The 24743-nt window shown below is 44.6% G+C and carries 20 protein-coding genes; 12 read left to right on the top strand and 8 right to left on the bottom strand.

Annotated features, from left to right (window positions below):
- The first annotated feature begins 18 nt into the window (after nt 1-18).
- The 4 genes from lpoB (at nt 19) to EXZ60_RS04050 (ending at nt 3781) form a co-directional block, all read left to right on the top strand.
- On the top strand, nt 19-609 hold the full coding sequence (lpoB, locus tag EXZ60_RS04065) for a penicillin-binding protein activator LpoB (protein WP_194568350.1): 591 nt from the start codon (nt 19-21) through the stop codon (nt 607-609).
- Nucleotides 610-643: 34 nt separating this feature from the next.
- Complete coding sequence (locus EXZ60_RS04060) at nt 644-1495, top strand: phosphotransferase (protein WP_038172104.1); 852 nt, start codon at nt 644-646, stop codon at nt 1493-1495.
- Nucleotides 1496-1595: 100 nt separating this feature from the next.
- Nucleotides 1596-2138, top strand: a complete 543-nt coding sequence (gene ycfP, locus EXZ60_RS04055; protein ID WP_013856523.1) for an alpha/beta hydrolase YcfP — start codon at nt 1596-1598, stop codon at nt 2136-2138.
- A 353-nt stretch (nt 2139-2491) separates the two neighbouring features.
- A complete protein-coding gene (locus EXZ60_RS04050; RefSeq protein WP_026028144.1) occupies nt 2492-3781 on the top strand; it encodes an NAD(P)/FAD-dependent oxidoreductase in 1290 nt (429 codons plus the stop codon).
- 113 nt (nt 3782-3894) lie between these two features.
- Here EXZ60_RS04050 and EXZ60_RS04045 read toward each other — a convergent pair whose 3' ends face one another.
- The 4 genes from EXZ60_RS04045 to EXZ60_RS04030 form a co-directional block, all read right to left on the bottom strand.
- Nucleotides 3895-5964 carry a beta-prism lectin domain-containing protein gene (locus EXZ60_RS04045; protein ID WP_277435318.1) on the bottom strand — a complete coding sequence of 690 codons (2070 nt, stop codon included), beginning with the start codon at nt 5962-5964 and terminating at the stop codon, nt 3895-3897.
- A 409-nt stretch (nt 5965-6373) separates the two neighbouring features.
- The gene (locus EXZ60_RS04040; RefSeq protein ID WP_277435317.1) at nt 6374-7144 is read right to left on the bottom strand and encodes a peptidoglycan binding protein CsiV; all 771 of its coding nucleotides are present in this window, start codon (nt 7142-7144) and stop codon (nt 6374-6376) included.
- A 28-nt stretch (nt 7145-7172) separates the two neighbouring features.
- A complete protein-coding gene (mfd, locus tag EXZ60_RS04035) occupies nt 7173-10634 on the bottom strand; it encodes a transcription-repair coupling factor (RefSeq protein ID WP_277435316.1) in 3462 nt (1153 codons plus the stop codon).
- Between the two features lie 8 nt (nt 10635-10642).
- Nucleotides 10643-11212, bottom strand: a complete 570-nt coding sequence (locus EXZ60_RS04030) for a hypothetical protein (protein ID WP_017048079.1) — start codon at nt 11210-11212, stop codon at nt 10643-10645.
- 165 nt (nt 11213-11377) lie between these two features.
- On the opposite strand from EXZ60_RS04030, the gene lolC reads away from it, so the two are divergent.
- Genes lolC through lolE form a run of 3 tightly spaced genes read left to right on the top strand, consistent with a single transcriptional unit; the run spans nt 11378 to nt 14510 of the window.
- Entirely contained in the window at nt 11378-12586 is a 1209-nt protein-coding gene (lolC, locus tag EXZ60_RS04025) for a lipoprotein-releasing ABC transporter permease subunit LolC (protein WP_277435315.1), read from the top strand.
- Nucleotides 12579-13265 (top strand): lipoprotein-releasing ABC transporter ATP-binding protein LolD, encoded by a 687-nt coding sequence (gene lolD, locus EXZ60_RS04020; protein ID WP_277435314.1) that lies wholly within the window; start codon nt 12579-12581, stop codon nt 13263-13265. The genes lolC and lolD overlap by 8 nt, the downstream gene beginning before the upstream one ends.
- On the top strand, nt 13266-14510 hold the full coding sequence (lolE, locus tag EXZ60_RS04015; protein WP_277435313.1) for a lipoprotein-releasing ABC transporter permease subunit LolE: 1245 nt from the start codon (nt 13266-13268) through the stop codon (nt 14508-14510).
- Nucleotides 14511-14648: 138 nt separating this feature from the next.
- Here lolE and EXZ60_RS04010 read toward each other — a convergent pair whose 3' ends face one another.
- Nucleotides 14649-15158 (bottom strand): DUF2062 domain-containing protein, encoded by a 510-nt coding sequence (locus EXZ60_RS04010; RefSeq protein ID WP_017042300.1) that lies wholly within the window; start codon nt 15156-15158, stop codon nt 14649-14651.
- Nucleotides 15159-15164: 6 nt separating this feature from the next.
- On the opposite strand from EXZ60_RS04010, the gene EXZ60_RS04005 reads away from it, so the two are divergent.
- The 5 genes from EXZ60_RS04005 to kdsB are packed head-to-tail and all read left to right on the top strand — an operon-like array spanning nt 15165 to nt 21112.
- The gene (locus EXZ60_RS04005) at nt 15165-17408 is read left to right on the top strand and encodes a DNA internalization-related competence protein ComEC/Rec2 (protein WP_277435312.1); all 2244 of its coding nucleotides are present in this window, start codon (nt 15165-15167) and stop codon (nt 17406-17408) included.
- A 32-nt stretch (nt 17409-17440) separates the two neighbouring features.
- The gene (gene msbA / locus EXZ60_RS04000; protein WP_013856533.1) at nt 17441-19189 is read left to right on the top strand and encodes a lipid A ABC transporter ATP-binding protein/permease MsbA; all 1749 of its coding nucleotides are present in this window, start codon (nt 17441-17443) and stop codon (nt 19187-19189) included.
- Nucleotides 19190-19192: 3 nt separating this feature from the next.
- A complete protein-coding gene (gene lpxK, locus EXZ60_RS03995; protein WP_170898581.1) occupies nt 19193-20200 on the top strand; it encodes a tetraacyldisaccharide 4'-kinase in 1008 nt (335 codons plus the stop codon).
- A complete protein-coding gene (locus tag EXZ60_RS03990; protein WP_013856535.1) occupies nt 20181-20360 on the top strand; it encodes a Trm112 family protein in 180 nt (59 codons plus the stop codon). Before lpxK ends, EXZ60_RS03990 begins: the two co-directional genes overlap by 20 nt.
- Entirely contained in the window at nt 20360-21112 is a 753-nt protein-coding gene (gene kdsB / locus EXZ60_RS03985) for a 3-deoxy-manno-octulosonate cytidylyltransferase (protein WP_013856536.1), read from the top strand. Before EXZ60_RS03990 ends, kdsB begins: the two co-directional genes overlap by 1 nt.
- A gap of 42 nt (nt 21113-21154) precedes the next feature.
- Here kdsB and EXZ60_RS03980 read toward each other — a convergent pair whose 3' ends face one another.
- The 3 genes from EXZ60_RS03980 to EXZ60_RS03970 all read right to left on the bottom strand — a co-directional run bounded on the left by EXZ60_RS03980 (nt 21155) and on the right by EXZ60_RS03970 (nt 24661).
- Nucleotides 21155-21673, bottom strand: coding sequence for a cytochrome b (locus tag EXZ60_RS03980; protein WP_017045183.1), 519 nt, complete (start codon nt 21671-21673; stop codon nt 21155-21157).
- Nucleotides 21674-21838: 165 nt separating this feature from the next.
- The gene (locus EXZ60_RS03975) at nt 21839-23377 is read right to left on the bottom strand and encodes a SpoVR family protein (protein WP_277435311.1); all 1539 of its coding nucleotides are present in this window, start codon (nt 23375-23377) and stop codon (nt 21839-21841) included.
- 12 nt (nt 23378-23389) lie between these two features.
- The gene (locus tag EXZ60_RS03970; protein ID WP_017042294.1) at nt 23390-24661 is read right to left on the bottom strand and encodes a YeaH/YhbH family protein; all 1272 of its coding nucleotides are present in this window, start codon (nt 24659-24661) and stop codon (nt 23390-23392) included.
- Between the last annotated feature and the right edge of the window lie 82 nt (nt 24662-24743).

The following is a 24743-nucleotide window of genomic DNA, read 5'->3' as shown; positions in this document are numbered from 1 at the left end:
GGAAAGTAAGGAACCAATATGAACAAAAGTATTATCGCATTGCTAGGACTCGCTGTCATTTTGGGCGGCTGTTCAAATAAAGTCAGCTACGGAGATGCACAATCCGTTGAAACGACGACAGTTGACTTTGGTTCAACAGATTTACAAAAAATCGCGGGGGAAATGGTTGATAGCATGATGATGTCAGGTTCGGTAGCAGCGATTACCCGTGATTCTCGTCCTATCGTGTTTGTCGAGCGAATCAAAAATAAAACCAGTGAGCACATTGATACTGAATCTATCACTGATACCATCAGTACTAAGATGTTGAATTCAGGTAAGTTCCGCTTCGTCGACATGGATCGTGTTGAAGCCGTGCGCGAACAGCTCAATTTCCAAAATAATGATGAGTTGGTCAACCAAAGTACTGCCATTCAGTTTGGCAAAATGGTTGGCGCGCAATATATGCTGTATGGCAACTTGTCGAGCATTGTAAAAAATGCGGGTAGCGATAAAGACGTCTATTACAAAATGACGATGCGTTTAATGGATCTTCAAAGCGGCCTTATTGAATGGGCAGATGAAACCGAAATTCGTAAACAGCAGTCAAAAAGTTTACTCGGTTTTTAATCACAAAATCGAGTAATTGAGAGAAGAGGTCCTTATGGCGAGAATGTCTTGGCGTGAAGCTTGTCAGCTTGATCGTACCTTAACGTCGCTAGAAGGATTCTTCTCTGCTCCCCCTGACTACGCACAAACGCTGACAGGGGGGTTAACAAACCGATGTTGGAAAATTGTCACGGAGGAACGCAGCTTTGTTTGGCGGCCTAATACGCCGATCACTCAAGCCTTTTCCATTTCGCGTTTTCAAGAATATCAAATTCTCTCTGCTATCGAATCTTCTCACTTAGGCCCTAAGCCACTTTCCATTAATGATCAAGGATTATTGGTTGAATGGATTGATGGCCAATCCCTTACTGGTGGTTTACCTTTCGATTCTCTATTAAAAACACAGATAAAGATCCATAATCTCAGTACAGCACGCATCCCAGTTGCCCCTTTCAGTTTTATCGCTCGGGTTGATCATTATTGGCTACAGCTCAAAGCTGAGTATAAAAGTGAGGACTTGTCGGCTTTATACCAACGTTGGCGCACCGCACCTAACCTTGCTGATGTTGGTCAGACTTTGTGTCACTTTGATTTAGCTGGCTACAATATGGTTAAAACCGATGAAGGTAACCGCGTGATTGATTGGGAATACGCCTCAATTGCCGACCCCCGACTCGACCTAGCTTTAAGCATTGATGTTGCAGAAGAAAAACCATTAGAGGCGGTCTACCGTTATTGTCAATTGCGTGAGATTGTGGGGGTCGATGATTGGGTCGAAGGTGTGGTGGCTTGGCATCCAAGAGCAACAATGATGGCCATGTTATGGTATTTGTTAGCACATCAATTATGGGGTGATGACTATTATCGCCAACAAGCCGAACATCTAAAACGCACATTATGTAGCTAGGATCACTGTTTCGTCGTTTTGTTGCAGTAAATTAAGGTTAAAGTCTTTGAAACCACAATCTTCGTGGTAGATTAAAAACCTCAAGGAGTGGGGAGTTATTATGATTATTTATCTGCACGGTTTTGATTCAACAAGCCCAGGAAACCATGAAAAAGTACTGCAATTGCAATTTATTGACAGCGATGTCCGTTTTATTAACTACAGTACACAGCATCCCAAACACGATATGCAGCATCTTCTAAAAGAAGTGCATAAAGTGATTGAGTTGTCTGATGACCCACATCCGATTATTTGTGGCGTAGGCCTCGGCGGCTTCTGGTCTGAGCGGATTGGATTCTTATGCGGAATTAAGCAAGTGGTGTTTAATCCCAACTTGCATCCGGAAACAAACATGACTGGACGCATCGATCGCCCTGAAGAGTATGAAGATATTGCGACTAAGTGTGTTGAGCAATACAGGGTAAAAAATAAAGGACGCTGTTTAGTGATTTTATCTAAAGAAGATGAAATTCATGACAACAGCAAAACAGCAGCAGAGCTTGAAAACTATTACGATATCATTTGGGATGAAACCCAGAACCATAAGTTCAAGAAAATCTCACAGCATTTGCAAGCGATGAAGGCATTTAAAGAATCAAATTAAGCATCCGTGCATCATAGTTTCGACTGAACGACTCACAATTGTGAGTCGTTTTTTTATTGCCCAACACCTCTATATCTCGTAGTGAAATAGGGGAATTCTTTGGTTGCACCATGAGTTTTGCTCTATATAATGATTAAACTATAAATATTTTGATAAATATCAAAAAAATTGAGAGCAAGTCTTAAATTTGCCTAATTTGTGTGTAGTTACATGCATTTATCCTAATGAAACGTGCTGCGAAGATAGCTTCATTTGCTGAACAAGATTTATCTGAAGCAAGCGCATTACTGAGAATTCCTTCAGTGTGAGATTTCACGCTGAATCATGTTTATTTCTTTTTGAGGATTATTGTTGTGACACGAATTATCGTAGTCGGTGGTGGCGCGGGTGGTTTAGAGCTCGCGACTAAACTTGGTCGCACTCTTGGCCGTAAAAATCGCGCAGAAATCACATTAGTAGATCGTAAAGCAAGCCACTTATGGAAACCGTTATTGCATGAAGTGGCAACGGGTTCATTAGATGAAGGAGTGGATGCGCTAAGCTATCGCGCTCACGCAAAAAATCATCGTTTTGATTTCCAAATGGGTAGTCTTGCTGATATCGATCGTGAACGCAAAGTGATTGTTCTTAGTGAATTGCAAGATGAGCATGGTGAATTGTTAATGCCAAGTCGTGAGCTTGAATATGACATTTTGGTGCTGGCAATCGGTTCAACGTCTAACGACTTCAATACTCCAGGAGTTCGTGAGCATTGTATCTTCCTTGATAGCCCTGAACAGGCAAATCGTTTTCGTACTGAAATGAACAATGAGTTTCTAAAACTTCATGCGAAAAATGGTAACGGTACAGTTGATATTGCGATTGTTGGCGCAGGTGCAACGGGTGTTGAATTATCTGCAGAGCTACATAATGCAGTAAAAGAGCTGCGGACTTATGGTTTTGGCGATCTTGATTCAAGCAAACTGAATGTCAACCTTGTGGAAGCGGGTGAGCGTATTCTGCCCGCTCTTCCACCTCGCATTTCTAGTGCTGCGCACAGCGAATTAACGAAACTAGGTGTCAACGTTCGTACTGCGACTATGGTCACGCGAGCAGATAAGGATGGCCTAACAACTAAAGATGGCGAAAAGATTCCCGCTCAGATCATGGTGTGGGCTGCTGGCATCAAAGCACCGGATTTTATGAAAGAGATTGCTGGTTTGGAAACAAACCGCATTAATCAGTTAGTGGTAAAAAACACCTTACAAACCACAAGAGATGACGATATTTTTGTGATCGGTGATTTAGCACAATGTACACAAGCCGATGGTTCATTTGTGCCACCTCGTGCACAAGCAGCGCACCAAATGGCAAGCCAAGCGTTCAAGAATATTGTTGCTAAGCTTAACGGGCGTGAGCTCAAACCGTATGTTTATAAAGATCACGGTTCGTTGGTTTCATTAAGTCGTTTTTCTACCGTTGGTAGCTTAATGGGTAATTTAACCAAAGGCTCGATGATGGTTGAAGGTCGTATTGCGCGAGTAGTGTACATTTCTTTGTATCGCATGCACCAAATGGCGCTGCACGGTATGTTCAAAACAGGGTTGATGATGTTAGTTGGCCGTATTAATCGTGTGTTGCGTCCAAACTTAAAGCTTCACTAATATTCCCAGCGTACTGGCCATAAAAAAGCCTCGCCTTTGTTAAAAGGCGAGGCTTTTTTTGTCATCCCCCCACCACCGCCTTGGACGGTAGTGGGGGTTATATCAAATTCAAGTTATTTAATGGTACTTGAGCGATAAGTGTTATGTGTTAGCCAACTAGGCTGAGCATTGGTTGGTACTGAGCCATCTTGGTTAATGTTTGAGAAATGGAACGAATGTTGGTTCCAAATTCTCGTTGCATTTTTCCATGGTTTATCAGCATCGGCTGATTCATAAACGTAGACGCCGTGGTTGATTGCGCTTTCTTTTGCATAATCATTTGCGACCACAATAAGCGATGCATTGTTGTTGCCTTCGAGATCCGCCACAACAGGATATTCCCACAAGGTGTTCGACGAGTTAGCAATCGTTGCTAATACTGCTCCTGTGCGCCCATCAAGAATACGGACTCTCAGAAGATCTTGTACGATAACTTCATCAATGCCATCACCAGTGAAATCGTAAGCCGAGACACCAATTTTACCGCTGTTATAGTCATCATTTGCTACAGACCAAACTTTGCTACCTTGTGCATTATACATATCAACAGCATGATAACCTGCATAGACAATACCAGTGTTCAGGTAACTATCATTAATGCTTTCCCCAACAACAAACTGAACTGCATTAACGTGTTTTTTGAAGGTAAAGATAGGTTTTGGTTTGCTCCAAACATTTAAGCCTACCAATTGGGTATTGCTTGGGACTGTGTATCGTTCAGTGGTTGCTTTGCTCTTCATGACGGGAACAGCATAAGGAATCGTTTTAGTTTTCCAAACAGGAGCTAGGTAAGAAACTGTTTTGGTATGCCAGCCAAAGAACCAGTAAGAAACTTGTTTTGTTCTCCACTCCAATCCAAGATATGGAACTTCTTTGGTTCGCCACTCTAATGCTGGGTATTTAAAGGCTGAGTCTTTTGAACCTAACGTTATTTTCGAACCATCATTGAGAGTGAATTCCATCTCGAGTACGCCATATGTCCACCACGTTTTATATTTGCCGTAGGTTACATCGACAGAGCGGACTTTGCTTGCATCAATAGTATGCAGTGAACCGCCTTGACCACCCACCATATTACTTGCTGTTGATCCAATAGCGTCAATCAGATCTCCTGAGCGGATTTTAAGTTGGTTGTCATCTGCTATTTTAACTGGATGGCTGTGATGTAAATGGGTATATCCATAAACAGGGGACTTAGCTATTTCATTGGTAGAGTTAGTTGCTGTATTACCAAGGAAGTTAGAGATAGCTTGTACACCACCGCCTGGGTTTTCAAGGTTATTAACCTCCCATTTTACTGAGCCGTCATGCTCTAATACGGCAAAGCTACTATTTTGTGCAGAGCCTTTCGAGGCCGGAACTGATACCACAATTTCTGGTTTATTGTCGCTATCTAAGTTGGCAACGGAAGAAAACCAAACCGTATCATTCGCTTGATATTGCCAAGTAAATGAGCCATCGCTTTTATAAAGAGCGCCGTTTGAAAATACTTCTTGGATACCATCGCCATCCGCATCAAAACTGATCGGTGATGGAGCCCACTCTAAACTAAATAGCAAACCAGTATCGTAATTATAAACACCATCGGCAGAGAGAATATCAATTGAACTATCATTGTTTAAATCAGATAGTGAAATTGCGCCAACCGAGCGCCATCCTGAAGCACTCTTCAGGATTTGTTTTTTTATCTGACCTTCATTATCTAATATATTGATGTAAGGGCTGATTGTGCTCGTTGTCACAATTTCAACTACACCATTACCATCAAGATCTGCAACTGCAGGAGAATAGCGAGCATCGGCTATAATGCCACCATTATCATACGACCAAAGCTCAGAACCATCGATACCACTTAGTGCCCTAACCAATCCACCTTGCGTATATTTATTACCTTCAAAAGTAATAACGATAATATCAGCGATATCATTCTCGTCGATTTTTCCATCACCATTATCATCATTTAACTGAGCAACGATAGGTGCCGCCATAACTTGGTTAGACTCAGGTTTAAATGAACTGCCTTGCCAAGACCATTTTAATTGGGTGTTTATCTCACTAGGGCTTGATGCGATTGCAATGTTACTTGCTGTGATACTGCCTATTGACAGTAGCCCGACCGCACATAACGAAAATTTAGAAGTCATTAGGTAACATCTCTCTCAGTATGTTTGTGTAAATTCCGATTTAAATTGATGTTGTTAACCTGTGCTCTACTTCAACGATAGGTATTACGGTAAATGAGTCGAACATGGCACAACACGAGATGGGGAGATTATCAAGACTTAATAAGAGGGATTCAATCTTACATGGCTCTCATAAATGAGAGGTCTTAAAAATGAAACACTCACTAATGAAATACATTGTCAGTTTAACTTTTAGAAGATCACGTACCCAAACCATTGGAACGGTCTGTAGGAGGGTTGTGTTATTGGTTTTAATAAGAATAGTTAACAACAGAATAACTCTAACCGGTAAGGATATTAAATCAGTGAGCTAAACTGTATGAGAGATGAATAAAAGAAGAAACGCCCAGGCAGGGCGCTTTGTTAGGCTTTATTCTGCAACGCGGCGAATTTGAATGATCATTCCCATTAATGGATGGTCTAGATAGTGGGTTTCGTTGCTGCGCATACGGCGTTTTTGGTCCATCCGATAGCTCTTTAAAAACTCTTCCTTTTCCACTGTTGGGGAGATAGCTTCTAGGTTCCCCAGTTGAACCTCGGCATTTTGCTCTTCAGGTGTAATGTCTAACTCTAATGGTTTACTTTGGAGCATGATTTCTCGCACACTCGGGGCTTTAAGGTCGAGCGTAGCTTCAGCATAAAGATAGTGCTGCACATAGATTTGCAATTTACCGTCGAGTTCGTAAAGGGGACTCGCGATGCTTTGTTCTAGCACACCGTTTACTGGCGATTCTTCTAGTACGGCCACTTTTTCACTGCCGTCAGTATTGAATTTAGCGGAGTAATCTTTACCCGCTTGAATATGGAAAATCGGTGCGGAAGCTCTGCCTTGATCGCCTTGACGCCAAGCCGTATGCAATAGCACTTCAAAGCCGGCGTGGTTTTTCAGTTTTTGTGCTTGATCGTTAAGTTGGTAGTCGGAAAAAGGCAGCATTTTCACGCCTTTTTCTTGGCGATAGTTTAAGTCACTAAAACTGCCCGCGCGTTGAATATTGATTTCAGGCAATGAGTTAGGCCACGACTCACTGACCTTCTCTGCATCAATTGCACGCTTAAAAATGATCACTTCTATGTCAAATTGCCGTTGTGCCAGACTTGGCATCGAAATAAGCAAAAGTAGGAGTGGGATCAGTTTTTTCATTATGGCTCCATCATTTTTTGTGCGTAATTTATGCTCTAGGCATCAGGTTTTGTTGGAATTCGCTGAGCATACTCGACACAAATTGAATTCGTTCACGTCTATCAGCTAATGGTACAGCAAACTTAAACTTAGTTGGCCCTTCCATTGCAAATTTTTTCGGTTGTGATTGCAGAAGTCTAACCAAAAAGACGGGATTAATGTCAGCATCTGGATAGAACTCAATGTAGCCGCCTTTTTCATGCGCTTCGATTTTCTTCACTTTTATACGTGCAGCATCAATTTTGACTTCAGCAACGCCGAGTAAGTTATTTGCAGCATCAGGTAACTTACCAAAGCGATCAATCAACTCGACTTTGAGCTCGGCGAGCTCATCTCGGCTAGCGACACTCGCTATCTGTTTATACATGGAGAGGCGAGTATTTACATCAGGAATGTAATCATCGGGTAATAGCGCTGGCAAACGCATTTCCACTTCGGTTTGTTCACGAAGCAAATCGTCAAGAGAAGGTTCTCTGCCATTTTTTAATGCTTCAACCGCTTGCTCTAGCATCTCCATATAGAGAGTAAAACCAATTGATTGGATCTGACCGCTCTGTTCATCGCCCAATAATTCACCCGCTCCACGGATTTCTAAATCGTGCGTTGCTAGAGTAAAACCGGCCCCAAGATCTTCAAGAGATGCAATCGCTTCTAAACGTTTCACGGCATCTTTAGTGATGGCTTTAGGATGTGGAGTGAGTAAGTAAGCATAAGCTTGATGGTGAGAACGTCCTACTCGGCCACGAAGTTGGTGTAGTTGTGCTAAGCCAAGGTTATCTGCTCGGTCCATAATGATGGTGTTCGCGGTTGGGACATCAATCCCGGTTTCAATGATGGTTGTGCAAACCAATACATTGAATCGTTGGTGATAAAAGTCGTTCATCACTTTTTCCAGCTCACGTTCACGCATTTGTCCATGGGCGACGGTAATTCGAGCTTCAGGGACCAGCTTTTCTAAATCGGCGGCCACTTTGTCGATAGTTTCTACTTGGTTATGTAGAAAATAAACCTGTCCACCGCGCATGATTTCACGTAATACGGCCTCTCGAATCGTATTGTCATCATGTTGGCGTACAAAGGTTTTGATGGCTAATCGTCTTGCGGGTGGTGTGGCGATAATCGATAGATCGCGCATTCCGCTCATCGCCATGTTTAACGTGCGCGGAATCGGCGTTGCCGTTAGCGTAAGAATATCCACATCAGCACGCATCGCTTTCACTTTTTCTTTTTGGCGAACACCAAAACGGTGTTCTTCATCAACGATCAAAAGACCAAGATCGCTAAATTTTAGCTCGCTGGAAAGCAGTTTATGCGTGCCAACCAAAATGTCGACTTTGCCGTCGGCGACATCTTGTAGAATCTGCTTTTGCTCTTTCGCTGATTTGAAGCGTGATAAAACTTCGACACGGATCGGCAGGTTAGCGAATCGGTCTCGAAAGTTCTCAAAATGCTGCTGCGCGAGTAAGGTTGTCGGCACTAATACGGCCACTTGTTTATTGTTGTCGGTGCAAACAAAGGCGGCGCGCATGGCGACTTCTGTTTTGCCAAATCCAACGTCACCACACACTAATCGGTCCATCGCTTTTTTCTGACACATGTCCGATAGCACGGCGTTGATAGCTGTATTTTGATCATCGGTTTCTTCAAATGGGAAACCTGCTTTAAAGGTCGCGTATTGGCCACGATCCAGAGCGAACTTATAGCCTGGTTTGAGCTCTCGCTTGGCGTAAACATCCAGCAGTTCCGCAGCAACATCACGGACTTTTTCGGCCGCTTTTCGTCGTGCCTTGGTCCATGCTTCACCCCCGAGTTTATGCAATGGTGCGCTTTCTTCCGCGCCGCCAGAGTAACGACTAATGAGATTCAATGAAGCGACAGGGACATAAAGTTTGGCTTCGTTTTGATACTCAAGGGTGACGTATTCGGTCATCATGCCACCCGCTTCAAGCGTCTGTAACCCGAGATAACGGCCGATACCATGATCAATATGAACAACGGGTTGCCCTGGTTTGAGTTCGGCTAAGTTACGAATGACAGCGTCACTATTGGTGACTTTACGATCTTTCTTACGGCGAAGAATGACACGGTCACCGAGTAAATCACTTTCGCAGATGAACGCTAAGTTAGCATTGTTATCGATAAAGCCGTGCTCAGATGCCCCTAATACGAGACATTGTTTTTCTTTTGCTTGGCACGCTTGCTGGAAGGTTTCTTTTTCGATAGGGCGCAGTTTTACGCGTTGCAATAGCTCTAGTAATGCTTCGCGACGGCCTTCTGATTCGACGGAAAAAATGATTTTCCCAGTGAAACTTTCACTAAATTGCCGGATGGCGGCTAAAGGCTCTTTATTTTGATGCATGACCGCCAAGTCGGGTAATGCACTGACCGCTAAATTGATTCGTCCTTGCTTTTCGGCAATCGGCTCGATGCTGAGTTGTATTTGAGCCACGTTTTTGAAAAGACTAAAAAGCTCATCTTTTTTAAGCCACAATTCATGAGGTGGCAGCAACGGGCGAAGAGGGTCAACTTTACGCTGCTGGTAACGATATTCGACGTCGGTTAAAAACTGGTCAATCGCTGTTTCGATGTTTCCTACGACAATCAGTTGGCTTTCTGGCGCGATATAATCGAACAAGGTTTCGGTGTGTTCAAAAAATAGCGGTTGCCAGTATTCAATACCTGCGGGCCAAATCCCCTTTGAGACTTGCATATAGACTGATTCTGGTTCGCGACGCGCTTCAAATCGTTGACGCCAGCGGGTGCGAAAATCTTCAATGGCACTTTCTGTGGTGGGAAATTCATGAGCAGGCAGTAAGCGTATCTCGCTGATCTCTTCAATTGAGCGTTGATTATCAGGATCGAAGGTGCGTATGGTGTCGATTTCATCATCAAAAAAATCAATGCGATAAGGATCGCTGCTGCCCATTGGAAATAAATCAAGAATCGAACCTCGGCTGGCATATTCGCCTGGGCCAAACACTTGATCAACATGACGATAGCCCGATTTTTCCAGTTGAAGACGTAATTTATCTAAGGAAAATTGATCACCGATTTTGACCATTAAAGTATGCTGTAGCAGAAATTCTCGCGGCGTCTGACGCTGCAATATGGTGCTCACTGGCACAATGGTAATGCCTGTTTTCAAGCTCGGTAATTGATATAGGCGCGCGATGCGATCAGAAATGATCTCTTGATGAGGCGAAAAACTATCATAAGGCAAAGTTTCCCAATCAGGAAACAGCGCCACTTCGGCGTCACTAAACTGCTCAATTTCGTGCTGCAGCTTTAAGGCGGTTTGAGGATCAGGTACAGCCAGTAAAGTGTGGCTATTATGCTGGTTGGCCAGCTCTGCAATTGCCAACGCAAGGCTTGCACCACGTAGGTTACCAATGTGTTTTTTGTCGCCCGCGCCAGCAGGTTTAATCAGAGTCAGTAAAGAGTGTGTAGTCATGAGAACGCTTATGGTTTATTTCGGTCTAAAGAGCGTTGACGCAGCAATTTTTGCTGCTGGTACAGTGCGGCTTTAATCAAGAGATCTTGGTCAGTATCTCGCAGTAAATCGTATTTCATCGTGATGAGATAGTGTTGCTCGTCCGCTTGGCAATCAATCACCGAACTATAGCAATAAATAGCGGCTGCAGGGTGGTCCAAAAACAGTTTACAGCGGGCTTGGGTACCAATTTCTAGTGCGTTTGGGTAACGAAGTGAGAAGCGACTGGCACCAAATGTGCTGGTGATGAAGCGTGAATGTGGCTCATCTTGCTGTGATAACATAAAGGTCAGCAACAAATTCAATTTCGAATTTTGAGTATCAAGTAACTGAACGACGTGCTTGAAATCACTATTTTTCAGTTCTAGTCGTGCACTTTCGGTGAGTGCATCCAACTGGCTAAACTCACTGGCCACAATAAATGGGGCAGGAATCTCCGCTTCAAATATTGATTGGGAAGGTAGCATAAATGTGCTGTCTAAAAGTTCAATATTGGTTGTCAGTCCATAGTGAACCGTAAAAAATTCTTGCTCGGTCATAAAGGCATCCTTCTCATCGCTTTGTTGATTATCGTCATACCGGCGAACTAATCAAGGTATGTCCTTGTTATCGAGTCTATTTAACCGATTTTTGGCAAATTAAAGCTACAACCTTCCACCGTTTCTCGTTACAGTACTGAGCATCACTTTTAGGCGGTTTTTCTTATGTTTCATCCTATTTCGGCGTTCATTGGCTTGCGTTATTTACGTGGGCGATCCGGTGATAGATTCAGTCGATTTGTCTCTTATATGTCTACGGCGGGGATAACCATTGGCGTGATGTCACTGGTGACGGTGCTTTCGGTCATGAATGGTTTTGAATCCCAGCTCAAAAATAGAATTTTAGGTGTGTTGCCTCAGGCTGTAGTTTCGCAAAATGGCGATCGCACTTTGCTCACGCAAGATGTGCCTCAATTCATTAGCCAGCTCTCTAGCGCCAGAGCGGCTGAACCGATTGTACGCAGTGAAGCGGTTGTTCAAAGCTCATCGCAACTGGCCACAGGCTTGTTGGTGGGAATTGAACCTAATCAAAATGATCCGATTGCGGCGCACTTGATTGCGGGTCAAGTGAGTGCGCTCAAGCCGGGCGAATATCAACTCTTCCTTGGCCATTCACTGGCGCGTGCGCTCAACGTGACAATTGGCGATAAAGTGCGTTTGATGGTCACTTCAGCTAGCCAATTTACCCCCTTAGGTCGTATTCCTGCGCAGCGTAATTTTACAGTCGCAGGCATCTTCAATACGGGGTCTGATGTGGATGGACAGCTGATGCTGACGCACATCAAAGATGCAGCGCGATTGCTCCGTTTACCATCAAATACTGTGTCGGGATGGCGGCTCTTTTTTGACGATCCTTTTGTGGTCGCAGACCTAGCTAGCGCACCTTTGCCTGGGGGGTGGCAATGGAGTGACTGGCGAGATCAGCGTGGCGAGTTGTTCCAAGCTGTTCGCATGGAAAAAAATATGATGGGTTTGATGCTTGGGTTGATTGTGGGCGTGGCGGCTTTCAATATCATTTCCGCGTTGATCATGGTGGTGATGGAAAAACAAGCTGAGGTCGCGATTTTGAAAACGCAAGGCATGACAGATCAACAAGTACTGGCCATTTTTATGGTTCAAGGCGCGAGTAGTGGAGTGATTGGTGCGCTTGTCGGTGGTGTGTTAGGCGTATTGCTTGCCAATAACCTCAATGGATTATTAGAAAGCATGGGTGTAGCGCTGTTCTCTGTGGGGGGAACGCTGCCTGTAGTGATTAACCCCATGCAAATTATGTTGGTGGTGATAGCAGCCATTACGCTCAGCTTATTCGCGACACTGTTTCCTTCCTACCGCGCGTCATCCGTAAAACCTGCCGAGGCTTTAAGATATGAATAACCTTTTACAATGCCATAACGTATGCAAAACCTACCAAGAAGGGGAGCTACGGACTCAAGTGCTAAAAGGCGTCAGTTTTGGCATTCAAGCGGGGGAGTTAGTCTCAATTATTGGGACTTCTGGATCTGGGAAAAGTACGTTATTGCACATTCTGGGTGCACTGGATGAGACAACCGAAGGTTCAGTGTCGTTTTTAGGTCAGGATTTATCGAGCTTAAGCTCCAATAAACAAGCGAACATTCGCAATCAACATTTGGGTTTTGTGTACCAGTTCCACCATTTATTAGCCGATTTCACCGCTCTTGAGAATGTTGCCATGCCGTTGCTTATTGGTGGCCAAAAAGCATCGCGTGCTAAACAGGCCGCGCAAGCATTGTTAGAAAAAGTGGGGTTGGGACATCGTTTATCTCATCGACCCTCTGAGCTCTCTGGTGGAGAGCGGCAGCGGGTAGCGATTGCGCGAGCGCTTGTCAATCAACCCGATTTGGTGTTAGCCGATGAGCCTACGGGCAACCTTGATCACAAAACGGCGCTGGCGATTTATGATTTGATGCGTCAAATGAATCAAGAGTTTGGCACGGCATTTTTAGTGGTAACGCATGATAGCGAACTTGCTGCAAAAATGGACAGACAGATGCACATGCAAGATGGTTTGCTGATTAATGTGGAGGCACCGTAGATGTTCACCTCGCTCTCTTTAGTGATTGGTCGGCGTTTTAGCCTGGCAAAGCAGCGTAATAAAATGGTGTCGTTTATCTCGCTCTCTTCCATTATCGGTATCGCCGTGGGCGTTGCGGTGATCATCGTGGGCCTGTCGGCGATGAATGGTTTTGAGAGAGAGCTGCAGAATCGCGTGTTATCTGTCATTGCACACGGAGAGTTTGAAGGGGTTCAACAACCCATCGCAAACTGGTCGTCATTAGTCAAGCAAGCCGTGCAGCATCCAAAAGTGGAAGCGGCCGCTCCTTATGTAAAATTGACGGCGCTGGCAGAGAAAGGCGCACAACTGAAAGCGATTGAGGTGCGCGGAATTGATCCGCAAATGGAGCGCGCCGTGTCGCGTTTATCTCAATTTGTCTCTTCCGATGCATGGCAAGGTTTTGTCGCAGGTCAGCAACAGGTCATTTTAGGCAAAGGAGTGGCGGATAAATTGGGCGCGGCAGTCGGTGACTATGTCACTTTGATGATCCCCTCTGCGAATGAGAGCGCTAAAGTTCAAGCGCCAAAGCGCGTGCGCGTCAAGGTCTCAGGGCTTTTGGAACTCAATGGCCAAATTGACCACAGCCTTGCATTAGTGCCATTGGCAGATGCACAAGCTTACGCCAAATTAGGAGAGCGAGTGACGGGCGTTGCTATCAAGGTCTCAGAGGTATTAAATGCAACTCAAATTGTAAGAGAGGTCGGCAATACGCTTGATCAATACGTCTATCTACGCAGTTGGCAGCAAAAGTTTGGCTTTTTGCACCGTGATATTCAGCTGGTCAGGACCATTATGTATTTGGTGATGGTGCTGGTGATTGGTGTGGCGAGCTTCAACATCGTTTCAACACTTATGATGGCGGTAAAAGATCGTGCGGCTGAAATCGCCATTTTGCGCACTATGGGCGCGAGCGATGGATTAGTAAAACGAATTTTTGTCTGGCAGGGTGTTTTCTCTGGTGTATTAGGCAGTGTGATAGGTGGCGTGTTAGGTGTGTTGATTGCGTGGAATTTAACAGCGTTAATCAAAGGATTAGAACGATTAGTCGGCCATCAGTTTTTGTCTGGTGATATCTATTTTGTCGACTTTTTGCCATCACAAGTGAACCTATCGGATGTGGTGCTTGTCTCTTCGACGGCGATTGTGTTGAGCTTATTAGCTACTTGGTATCCGGCCTCTAGGGCCAGTCAACTGAATCCGGCGTCTGTGCTTAGCGCTAAATAATCTCAACTCGGATTCTTTTCGTGCATCAGCATTGAGCTATTTTTAGCAAACAAAAAGGACCATTTGGTCCTTTTTCAACATCATGCGACATCGTTTTACATGCTCAGTTGTATAGCCAGTCTCAATCTCTTGAAGCTTTTATCTCGTTTGGCGCTTTTGCCAGCTTCTTACGACAGAATAGCGCCATAAACCGTGAATGCCGAAGTAGCCGATTATGGCGGAGATCACTCCACACATCATGCAACCCAAAAGGAATGGCGGACCAATGGTACTCATTTGTTGCATGATAAAATGCCAAGAGAGTTCAAAGTGAAATGGTTGTGGTGGTGTTTGCATTACCCATGCGCCAAGCTTGTAGGCGAAGTAGAACAGCACTGGCATGGTGATGGGGTTGCTAATCCAAACCAAGGCTACAGAGAGCGGTAAATTGACGCCGCACATAATGGCAAGGCCAGCGGACATGATCATTTGACTCGGAAGTGGAACAAAAGCCATGAACAAACCTACGGCGAAGGCGCCCGCTGCTGAGCGGCGGTTCAAACACCATAAATTGGGGTTGTACAGCACATTGCCAAAAATTTTCAATGCCTTCTGACGCTTAATCACTTCATGGTTAGGCATAAAACGTTTGATGAACTTTCTTGGCATCGTGACATGACTCTCTTATCTAATTACTGGACCCTAGCTTCGTTTTCGCTAACCGCCATTTCTGCTTCTTATTGGCCTTGGATGCCAGATTGGAAATGGATTATGCCTCTATTCGCCATTCTTATACTCTCTGTCGGTTATAGAAAACTGCGCTTTCTCTCAGGAGTAACAATGGCTTTAATGGTCATTGTGATCAGCGGGAACTTATTACGTGAGCAGTCCAACACTATTTTTCAGACAGGTTCGGATATTACCATAAACGGACAGGTTAACAGCTTTTTTAGACAAATTACTCATGGTTATGAAGGAACAATTTCGATTCGATCAATCAATGGTCAAACCTTAGGCATTTTTTTGCGGCCCAAGGTGCGATTAATTGCTCCTTTGCCGTTGAAGTATGGTGACGTGGCTGAATTCTCCATCACAGTAAAACCTATCTTTGGTCGGTTAAATGAGACCGGGTTTGATGCAGAGGCGTACTCTTTGAGCCAAGGTATTGTGGCTCGTGCAACGGTTAATAATGGACAGTCTTATCGCATTGAATCATTACCAGAATGGCGAGCACAATGGTACCAGAAGATCAAAACCTGGCTCGCTGATGATCCCAATCTTGGTATTTTAATGGCGCTTACGTTTGGTGAGCGCAGTGATATTTCAACGGCACAGTGGCAAGCATTACGAGACAGTGGGCTGATTCATTTGGTTGCCATTTCTGGTCTGCACATTGGCATCGCGTTTGGTTTTGGTTATAGCCTTGGGCTCGTATTGATGCGTTTGCATCATCGCATGGGGTGGTCGCCATTCGTCGTAGGAAGCTTGTGCGCACTAGGCTATGCTTGGTTGGCTGGCTTTACCTTGCCCACTCAACGCGCGCTCATCATGTGTTTGCTCAATGTGGCGATGATTGTTCTCAATGTCCGTATCAATACTTTGCAGCGACTGCTTATGACGTTATCGGCGGTGCTGCTTATCGATCCTTTTGCTGCGTTATCCAGTAGCTTTTGGATGTCCTTTATTGCTGTCTCAGTGGTGTTCTACCAACTTTCTCTACCTCAAACTAATCGATTTTTTTTATGGCGTTTATTGACGATGCAGATTGGGTTAGTGCTGTGTATGCTTCCGGTAACCGCTTATTTTTTCGGTGGGGTCAGTACCAGTGCGGCGCTCTATAACTTAGTGTTTATTCCTTGGTTCAGTTTTGTGGTGGTTCCGGCGATCTTTGTGGCTTTAGTCTGTACGTTTTTGACTTTTGATGGCGCACCTATGGTGTGGCATTGGGTGGCCAAATTACTCATTCCAGTTGATTGGTCAATACATTATTCAAGCCTCAGTTGGTTTCCTATTTCTGGGGCTGTTTTGGCTCTGTTGAGCAGTGCTCTGTTGCTGTTTGTGTTTTCACCGTTGATCTCGCGTTTTGCACTGGCGGTTTACAGCCTCATTGTGATGGTTTCTTGGCTCACCATTCCGATAAAAACAGGTTGGCGGATTGATGTGTTAGATGTTGGGCATGGGTTGGCAGTGTTGATCGAAAAAGAAGGACGCTATGTGCTTTATGATACTGGTGCAAGTTGGCAAGGCGGTGATCACATCCAGGCAACAGTTGCCCCCGTGTTAAACAAACGGGGAGCTACGCAATTAGACGGGTTGATTTTGAGTCACTTGGATAACGACCATGCAGGTGGAAGAGCGGAAGTTGAGCGTGTTTGGCAGCCTAAATGGAAACGTGCTAGTCAAATGATAGCGGGTTACCAACCTTGTATTGCTGGCGAACAATGGCAGTGGCAACAACTCTCTTTTGATGTTATCTGGCCACCAAAAACTGTAGCGCGGGCTTACAATCCTCACTCTTGCGTGATTCGAATCTTTGACCCAAACACCGGTTTTTCAGTGCTTTTACCCGGGGATGTGGATGCCATGAGTGAGTGGTTACTTGCGCGAACAGAGCAATCCTTACAAAGTCATATCCTGCTTGTACCACACCACGGTAGTAGGACATCTTCTACTGTTGCTTTGATTCGTAAGGTGAATCCTGAGGTCGCTATTGCCTCGCTCGCCAAAGGCGGACGCTGGCAATTACCTTCCGCACAGGTTGTTCAACGCTACCAGCAACATGGAGCAAACTGGTTGGATACGGGTGAAGCAGGGCAAATTAGCGTTATTTTTGGCATGCAGAATTATCAAGTTAGCAGCTTGCGTATCTCTCGCTCTCAGGCTTGGTATAGGCAGATGCTCCGTAACGAGGTAGAATGAGCGCAATATTTTCTTAAAAACAAAGCATTTCTATGTCACTCAATACTGACGAAACCACTTGGCAAACCTTCAAACGCCTGTGGACCTATATCCGCCTATATAAATCTGGCCTAGCAGTTGCGGTTGTCGCATTGATAATCAATGCGGTCTCTGACACCTATATGGTGTCATTACTTAAGCCTCTTCTAGATGAAGGGTTTGGGAATGCGGAATCCGATTTCTTGCGAGTGCTGCCTTTTATTATTTTGGGGATGATGGCGCTACGTGGTTTAAGTGGCTTTGTCTCCTCGTACTGCTTGAGCTGGGTTTCTGGCAATGTTGTGATGTTGATGCGTCGAAAAATCTTCAATCAATTCATGCACATGCCTGTCAGTTTTTTTGATAGAGAATCAACGGGTGGTCTGTTATCACGTATCACCTATGATTCAGAGCAAGTGGCTGGGGCGACCAGTCGTGCATTGGTCAGCATTGTTCGCGAAGGTGCGAGTATCATCGGCCTATTGACCTTGATGTTTTGGAATAGCTGGCAGTTATCTTTGGTATTAATCGTGGTTGCGCCAGTGGTTGCGATGGGGATTGGTATTGTCTCTAAACGTTTTCGCAAGATCTCAAAAGGGATGCAGACCACCATGGGTGATGTGACCTCTTCAGCAGAGCAGATGCTAAAAGGGCACAAAGTCGTGCTGAGCTATGGTGGACAAGACGTAGAGCGTAAACGTTTTGACCATGTCAGCAATCAAATGCGTCAACAAACAATGAAGCTGGTTGCGGCGCAGTCCACTGCTGACCCTATTATTCAAATGATTGCTTCTTTAGCACTTGTCACTGTGCTGTTTTTAGCCAGCGTTGATTCTATTCGTGCTGAATTAACACCAGGTACTTTTACGGTGGTGTTCTCGGCAATGTTTGGCTTGATGCGGCCACTGAAAGCGTTAACGAGTGTTACCTCCGATTTTCAACGTGGTATGGCGGCCAGCCAAACATTATTTGAGCTGATTGATTTAGAAACCGAGCGCGACACTGGCCAGTTTGAAGCCGAAAAAGTACGTGGTGACGTTAGAGTTCAGGATGTGACCTTTACTTATCAAGGTAAAGAAAAACCAGCGCTGTCTCATGTGAGCTTTGAGATCCCTCAAGGTAAAACGGTCGCGCTTGTTGGGCGTTCCGGCTCAGGGAAAAGTACTATCGCGAGCCTCTTGACTCGTTTTTATGATGTCGATTCAGGTGCTATCTATCTAGATGATCATGATATTCGCGATTATAAACTGAAGAACTTGCGCACCCACTTTGCGCTGGTTTCGCAAAATGTTCACCTCTTCAACGATACCATTGCCAATAATATTGCTTACGCGGCAGAAAATGAGTATACGCGTGAGCAAATTGAGCACGCGGCTAGGCTTGCTCATGCCATGGAGTTTATCAATAACATGCCTGATGGCTTGGATACCATGATTGGTGAGAATGGAGCCAGTTTATCGGGTGGTCAACGTCAACGAGTAGCGATTGCTCGAGCGTTATTACGTGATGCACCCGTACTTATCCTAGATGAGGCGACTTCTGCGTTGGATACAGAATCTGAGAGAGCGATTCAATCAGCACTTGAAGAGCTACAAAAGAATAAAACGGTATTGGTCATTGCGCACCGCTTGTCGACGATTGAAGAAGCCGATGAAATTCTAGTGGTCGATGAGGGTGAAATTATCGAACGTGGTCATCATGCTCAGTTAATTGCACAGGATGGGGCGTATGCCCAACTACATCGAATTCAATTTGGTGACTAATCAGTGATTGAAAAAATCTGGTTCGGACATCACCCAGCGTGTTTTTTGTTGTGGCCACTGTTGTGGCCACTGAGTGTCTTGTTTCGGTTGGTCAGTCAAGCACGTAAGCGAGCATTCCAAGCGAACAAAAAAGAGCGCTATAAGGCTCCCGTTCCTGTGGTGGTGGTGGGTAATATTACTGCGGGTGGTAATGGTAAAACACCGTTGGTTGTATGGTTAGTGGAAGCTTTACAAGAACAAGGCTTCAAACCAGGAGTTGTTTCGCGTGGGTATGGTGGTAAGGCTCCGGTTTATCCATTAGTGCTGCAAAGTGATACGCCAACCGCTCACTGCGGTGACGAACCTAAATTGATTCACCAGCGCACGGGGGCTCCGGTTGCTGTTGCACCAAAGCGCTCACAAGCAGTGCAAGCCCTGCTTCCGTTGGGTGTTGATGTGATCATCACTGACGATGGCCTTCAGCACTATGCATTGGAGCGTGATCTCGAATTTGCAGTCGTGGACGGCGTTCGTCGCTTCGGTAATGAGCAGTTCATGCCTTTAGGTCCGTTAAGAGAGCCACTCTCTCGGTTATCGGAAGTTGATTTTATTGTGACTAATGGCGGTCAAGCTCAATATGGCGAATTGGCTATGCACCTTTCACCTAGCTTAGCCGTTAACTTAGTGACAGGTCAGCAAGCGCCAGTGAGCCAGTTACCTGCATTAGTGGCTTTTGCTGGCATTGGTTATCCCACGCGCTTTTTCAATACATTAGAAGCTTTAGGTGCAAAGACGGTATTGACCCAAGGTTTTGCTGATCACCGAGAGTATCAATATTCAGAATTAGAGGCGCTTGCGCAACATGGAGCAAACGTCATCATGACAGAAAAAGACGCAGTGAAATGTGCGGCCTTTGCACAAGAAAACTGGTGGTATCTTCCCGTTTCTGCGCAATTTAGTTCGCCAGATGAAAGGCGTATTTTGGATAAAATAAAAGAGGTAATGGAGTCATATGGATCACCGTCTGCTTGAAATTGTAGCTTGCCCTGTATGTAAAAGTAAGTTGACTTATGATAAAGAAAATCAAGAGCTTATTTGTAAGTTAGATCGTTTGGCCTACCCAATAAAAGAAGGGATTCCTGTGTTGCTTGAGCCAGAAGCGCGCAGCATGACGATGGATGAGGGACGATAATGGCTTTCACCGTTGTTATCCCTGCTCGTTATCAGTCAACTCGCTTACCTGGCAAACCTTTGGCCGATATCGGCGGTAAACCCATGATTCAGTGGGTTTATGAGCAAGCATTACAATCGGGAGCTGAGCAGGTCGTTATTGCTACTGATGATGCTCGTGTTGAAGCGGCTGTCCATGCGTTTGGTGGTAATGTTTGTATGACATCATCACATCACGAGTCCGGTACTGAGCGTTTAGCCGAAGTGGTGAAATTAATGGGCATTGCCGATCACCACATTATTGTTAACGTACAAGGTGACGAGCCACTCATTCCACCGAGCATCATCAAGCAGGTCGCTAACAATTTAGCCAACAGTAGCGCGCCGATGGCGACTTTAGCGGTGGAAATTACTGATCAAGCTGAAGTGTTTAACCCTAACGCGGTTAAAGTGGTAACAGATCAAGAGGGTTACGCGCTGTATTTCAGCCGTGCGACAATTCCTTGGGATAGAGACAATTTTGCAACTGGTGGTCAAACGGTGATTCAGCCATTGCTACGTCATATTGGTATTTACGCTTATCGGGCTGGTTTCATCAATACTTATATCAACTGGCAACCCAGTGTACTTGAGAAAATTGAGTGTTTAGAGCAGCTTCGAGTACTGTGGTATGGTGAAAAAATTCACGTTGCCGTTGCTAAAGAAGCACCGCCTGCAGGGGTAGATACACCAGAAGATTTAGAGTTAGTGAGAGCGATAGTAAGCCAGCGTTAGCTAAAAAAGGAGCAATTATGCTCCTTTTTATCACCGAGTTAATCACGGTTTTATGCGTGCCATGACCTGATCTTTTACGATGAAGTGATGATAAAGAGCCGCTGCGATATGACCACCGATAACAGTCAATACAATCACCTGCATTACTTCACCGTGTAAAGTTTTCCCTATGTTATAAAGCCAATCACTCTTACCTATCAATGAGGGAATAGCATCGCCTGCCAGAGTTAATGTCCGACCTTTTCCTGCAAAACGAAGATAACCACTGATTGGAACAAGCAATGTAAGGAGGTAAAGGGCAGCATGCGCTCCATATAGCAGCTTCTGCATAAGGTCACTTTCATACACTGGCGCTGGTGCTGTTGTGCTTAGTTTTACGGCTAAACGAATCATCGATAATCCAAAAACAGCGACTCCAAACCATGCATGTAAGTTCAGCCATAACACTCGCATTTCGCTACCTTTATCGGAGAATGAACGAAATGAATCGCTTAAAAACAGCAATACGAACAGTAATGCTATAACCCAGTGTATAGCAATGATGATTTTGTTGTGCTTCATTAGTTAAATAACCTTATAAATATTGGTGATTTTATTTAAGCAAATATTTAATGAATGAAATGTGAACAAAGCTGTAAGGATGTATTACAAATATTTTTTAATAAAAAATGCGCAACGAATGAGGTCGCGCACTATGAAGTCGATATTTAAGGTAACGACTTGTTCTTATGTGTCACGTTCGCCGTGTGGTGGGCAAGTCGCTAAAATTTCACGTCGGCCGCTCTCTTTGAGCTCTTCCAAAATGACATCAAATCCCCATAAACGGTAAAGGTGTTTTAGTACCTCATGATAGCTTTGATCTAAAGGAATTCTATCGTGTGGAACGTGTTGAAGCGTCAAGGAACGATCACCACGAACATCCACGTTATAAACTTGAATATTCGGTTCTAAGTTACTGAGATTGTACTGTGCTGCAAGCTTTTCACGGATGGCGTGATAGCCAATATCATCGTGAATGGCACTAACTTCAATGAAATTCTTACGATCGTCATCCACAATGGCAAACAGCTTGAAATCGCGCATTACTTTAGGTGAAAGATACTGGCTAATGAAGCTCTCGTCCTTAAAGTTGTGCATAGCAAAATGAAGCGCATCTAACCATTCTGTGCCAGCAAGCTCAGGAAACCATTCCCTGTCTTCATCGGTTGGCTCTTCACAAATACGTTTAATATCTCGGAACATAGCAAAGCCAAGTGCATATGGATTGATGCCACTAAAATAGGGGCTGTTGTAAGAAGGTTGTGCGACGACACTGGTGTGGCTGTGTAGAAACTCAAGAATGAATTTCTCAGAAACAAAACCTTCATCATAAAGGTGATTCAAGATAGTGTAGTGCCAGAATGTGGCCCAGCCTTCATTCATCACTTGCGTCTGTTTTTGTGGGTAAAAATATTGGCTTATTTTCCTCACAATACGAACGATCTCCCGTTGCCATGGCTCAAGCAGTGGCGCATGTTTCTCAATGAAATAAAGAATGTTTTCTTGTGGCTCACTTGGAAAACGAACTTTAAGATCTTCTTCTTTGGTTTTTGCTTTGGGCACGGTGCGCCACAGTTCATTAACTTGTGATTGTAGATAAGCTTCGCGCTCTTCTTGACGTGCTTTTTCTTCTGCTATCGATATTTTTTCAGGTCGTTTATAGCGGTCAACACCATAATTCATTAACGCGTGGCATGAGTCGAGCAGCGATTCGACTTCGGGTACGCCATATTTTTCTTCGCATTCTGAAATGTAGTTTTTGGCAAACAAGAGATAGTCAATGATAGAGCTCGCATCCGTCCAAGTTTGGAAAAGGTAGTTGCCTTTGAAAAACGAGTTGTGACCATAGCAAGCGTGCGCCATCACTAAGGCTTGCATAGTGACGGTGTTTTCTTCCATTAAATAGGCAATGCATGGGTCTGAGTTAATAACGATCTCATACGCGAGCCCCATTTGGCCATGTTTGTAACCTTGTTCCGTTTGAATAAATTTTTTGCCAAATGACCAGTGGCTGTAATTAATCGGCATGCCAATGCTGGAGTAGGCATCCATCATCTGCTCGGAGGTAATAACTTCAATTTGATTGGGGTAAGTATCGAGACGATAAAACTCAGCTACCCGGCGTATTTCAGTATGGTATTTCTCCAAAAGCTCAAACGTCCAGTCAGGCCCGTCTGGTAACAATTTGCTCTTGCGTTTTGAAGTACCTTTCGCTTTTGTTGTCATTAGTATGCCTCCCTAAGCTGTTTCCTTTTGGAATAGCTCCCTAAATACAGGGAATATGTCATCCACGGTGCGAATGTTTTTAATCGCAAAATTGCCAAATGAGGGTTGTAATTTTTCGTACTCGTGCCACAAGGTTTGGTGTGAGCGACGAGTGATTTCAATATAAGCGTAATACTGGCAATATGGCAGAAGCTTATTGGTGAGGAGTTCTTTACAACGAGGCGAATCATCAGCCCAGTTATCACCATCGGATGCTTGAGCTGCGTAGATATTCCATTCGCCGAGAGGGTAGCGTTGTTCAATGATTTCATGCATTAATTTCAGTGCGCTAGAAACAATCGTGCCGCCGGTCTCTTGAGAGTAGAAGAACTCGTGCTCATCCACCTCTTTGGCTTGCGTATGGTGACGAATAAACACCACTTCGACATTTTCATAAGTGCGAGTTAAAAATAGATACAGCAACACGTAAAAACGTTTGGCAATATCTTTAGTCGCTTGATCCATTGAACCCGACACATCCATTAAGCAGAACATAACAGCTTGGCTCGATGGAATGGGGCGTTTTTCAAAGTTTTTGAAACGTAGGTCAAACGTATCAATAAACGGCACACTTTCAATTTTTTTACGCAACGCTTCGATTTCTTGCTTAAGTCGCTTCTCTTCTAATACTTGAGCGGGCTCTCTATTTTGAATGCGCAGTAACTCTTCTTCTAATTCCCCCATTAAACGACGTTTTCCCGCTGTCATTGCGGTGCGGCGAGCCAGTGATTGTTGCAAAGAGCGAACTACAGCAATGTTCGACGGTACACCTGCCGTTTTGAAACCCGCGCGATGAGTTTTCCATTCTGTAATCTTATTGATTTGATTTTTTTCTAGATTAGGCAATTCCAGATCTTCAAACAGTAGATCAAGATATTCATCTTTAGAGATTTGGAAAATAAATTCATCTTGGCCTTCGCCATCAGCACTCGCATCACCTTGTCCTGAACCATTGCCTTGTCCGCCACCTTTAGGTCTCTCAATTTTATCACCAGTAATAAACTGGTCATTACCCGGGTGAACTCGTTCTTTTAGGCCGCCTTTTCCTTGATGAAACACGGGTTCTTTGATGTCGTGATTTGGGATCGACACATCTTCGCCAGACTCGGTGTTGGTGATGGAGCGACGATTCACTGCGTCTGCAACAGATTCTTTGATCTGCTCTTTATGACGGCGTAAAAAGCGTTGTCTATTGACCGCGCTTTTGTTTTTACCGTTCAATCTTCTATCGATAAATTGCGCCATGAGTATCCCCTTGAAAACGTCACCTTTACGTTAGCCATTGTTCGTATGGCTAACGCATGTACAGGTTTTGGTTTGCTTGAAG

This window comes from Vibrio sp. 1151_11 (genome assembly GCF_029478525.1).
Classification (GTDB): domain Bacteria; phylum Pseudomonadota; class Gammaproteobacteria; order Enterobacterales; family Vibrionaceae; genus Vibrio; species Vibrio anguillarum.
Note: the sequence above shows the minus strand (reverse complement) of the source record. Positions and strands in the feature narration are given on the sequence as shown.

Bases quoted from the DNA above. Each gene is read 5' to 3' on its own strand.
- EXZ60_RS03975 (WP_277435311.1), bottom strand. From the start codon at position 23,377: ATGACAACAAAAGCGAAAGGTACTTCAAAACGCAAGAGCAAATTGTTA.
- EXZ60_RS04060 (WP_038172104.1), top strand. From the start codon at position 644: ATGGCGAGAATGTCTTGGCGTGAAGCTTGTCAGCTTGATCGTACCTTA.
- EXZ60_RS04040 (WP_277435317.1), bottom strand. From the start codon at position 7,144: ATGAAAAAACTGATCCCACTCCTACTTTTGCTTATTTCGATGCCAAGT.
- EXZ60_RS04005 (WP_277435312.1), top strand. From the start codon at position 15,165: ATGACTCTCTTATCTAATTACTGGACCCTAGCTTCGTTTTCGCTAACC.
- mfd (WP_277435316.1), bottom strand. From the start codon at position 10,634: ATGACTACACACTCTTTACTGACTCTGATTAAACCTGCTGGCGCGGGC.
- EXZ60_RS04030 (WP_017048079.1), bottom strand. From the start codon at position 11,212: ATGACCGAGCAAGAATTTTTTACGGTTCACTATGGACTGACAACCAAT.
- EXZ60_RS04045 (WP_277435318.1), bottom strand. From the start codon at position 5,964: ATGACTTCTAAATTTTCGTTATGTGCGGTCGGGCTACTGTCAATAGGC.
- lolD (WP_277435314.1), top strand. From the start codon at position 12,579: ATGAATAACCTTTTACAATGCCATAACGTATGCAAAACCTACCAAGAA.
- EXZ60_RS04010 (WP_017042300.1), bottom strand. From the start codon at position 15,158: ATGCCAAGAAAGTTCATCAAACGTTTTATGCCTAACCATGAAGTGATT.
- EXZ60_RS03970 (WP_017042294.1), bottom strand. From the start codon at position 24,661: ATGGCGCAATTTATCGATAGAAGATTGAACGGTAAAAACAAAAGCGCG.
- EXZ60_RS03980 (WP_017045183.1), bottom strand. From the start codon at position 21,673: ATGAAGCACAACAAAATCATCATTGCTATACACTGGGTTATAGCATTA.
- lolE (WP_277435313.1), top strand. From the start codon at position 13,266: ATGTTCACCTCGCTCTCTTTAGTGATTGGTCGGCGTTTTAGCCTGGCA.
- EXZ60_RS03990 (WP_013856535.1), top strand. From the start codon at position 20,181: ATGGATCACCGTCTGCTTGAAATTGTAGCTTGCCCTGTATGTAAAAGT.
- msbA (WP_013856533.1), top strand. From the start codon at position 17,441: ATGTCACTCAATACTGACGAAACCACTTGGCAAACCTTCAAACGCCTG.
- kdsB (WP_013856536.1), top strand. From the start codon at position 20,360: ATGGCTTTCACCGTTGTTATCCCTGCTCGTTATCAGTCAACTCGCTTA.
- lolC (WP_277435315.1), top strand. From the start codon at position 11,378: ATGTTTCATCCTATTTCGGCGTTCATTGGCTTGCGTTATTTACGTGGG.
- ycfP (WP_013856523.1), top strand. From the start codon at position 1,596: ATGATTATTTATCTGCACGGTTTTGATTCAACAAGCCCAGGAAACCAT.
- lpoB (WP_194568350.1), top strand. From the start codon at position 19: ATGAACAAAAGTATTATCGCATTGCTAGGACTCGCTGTCATTTTGGGC.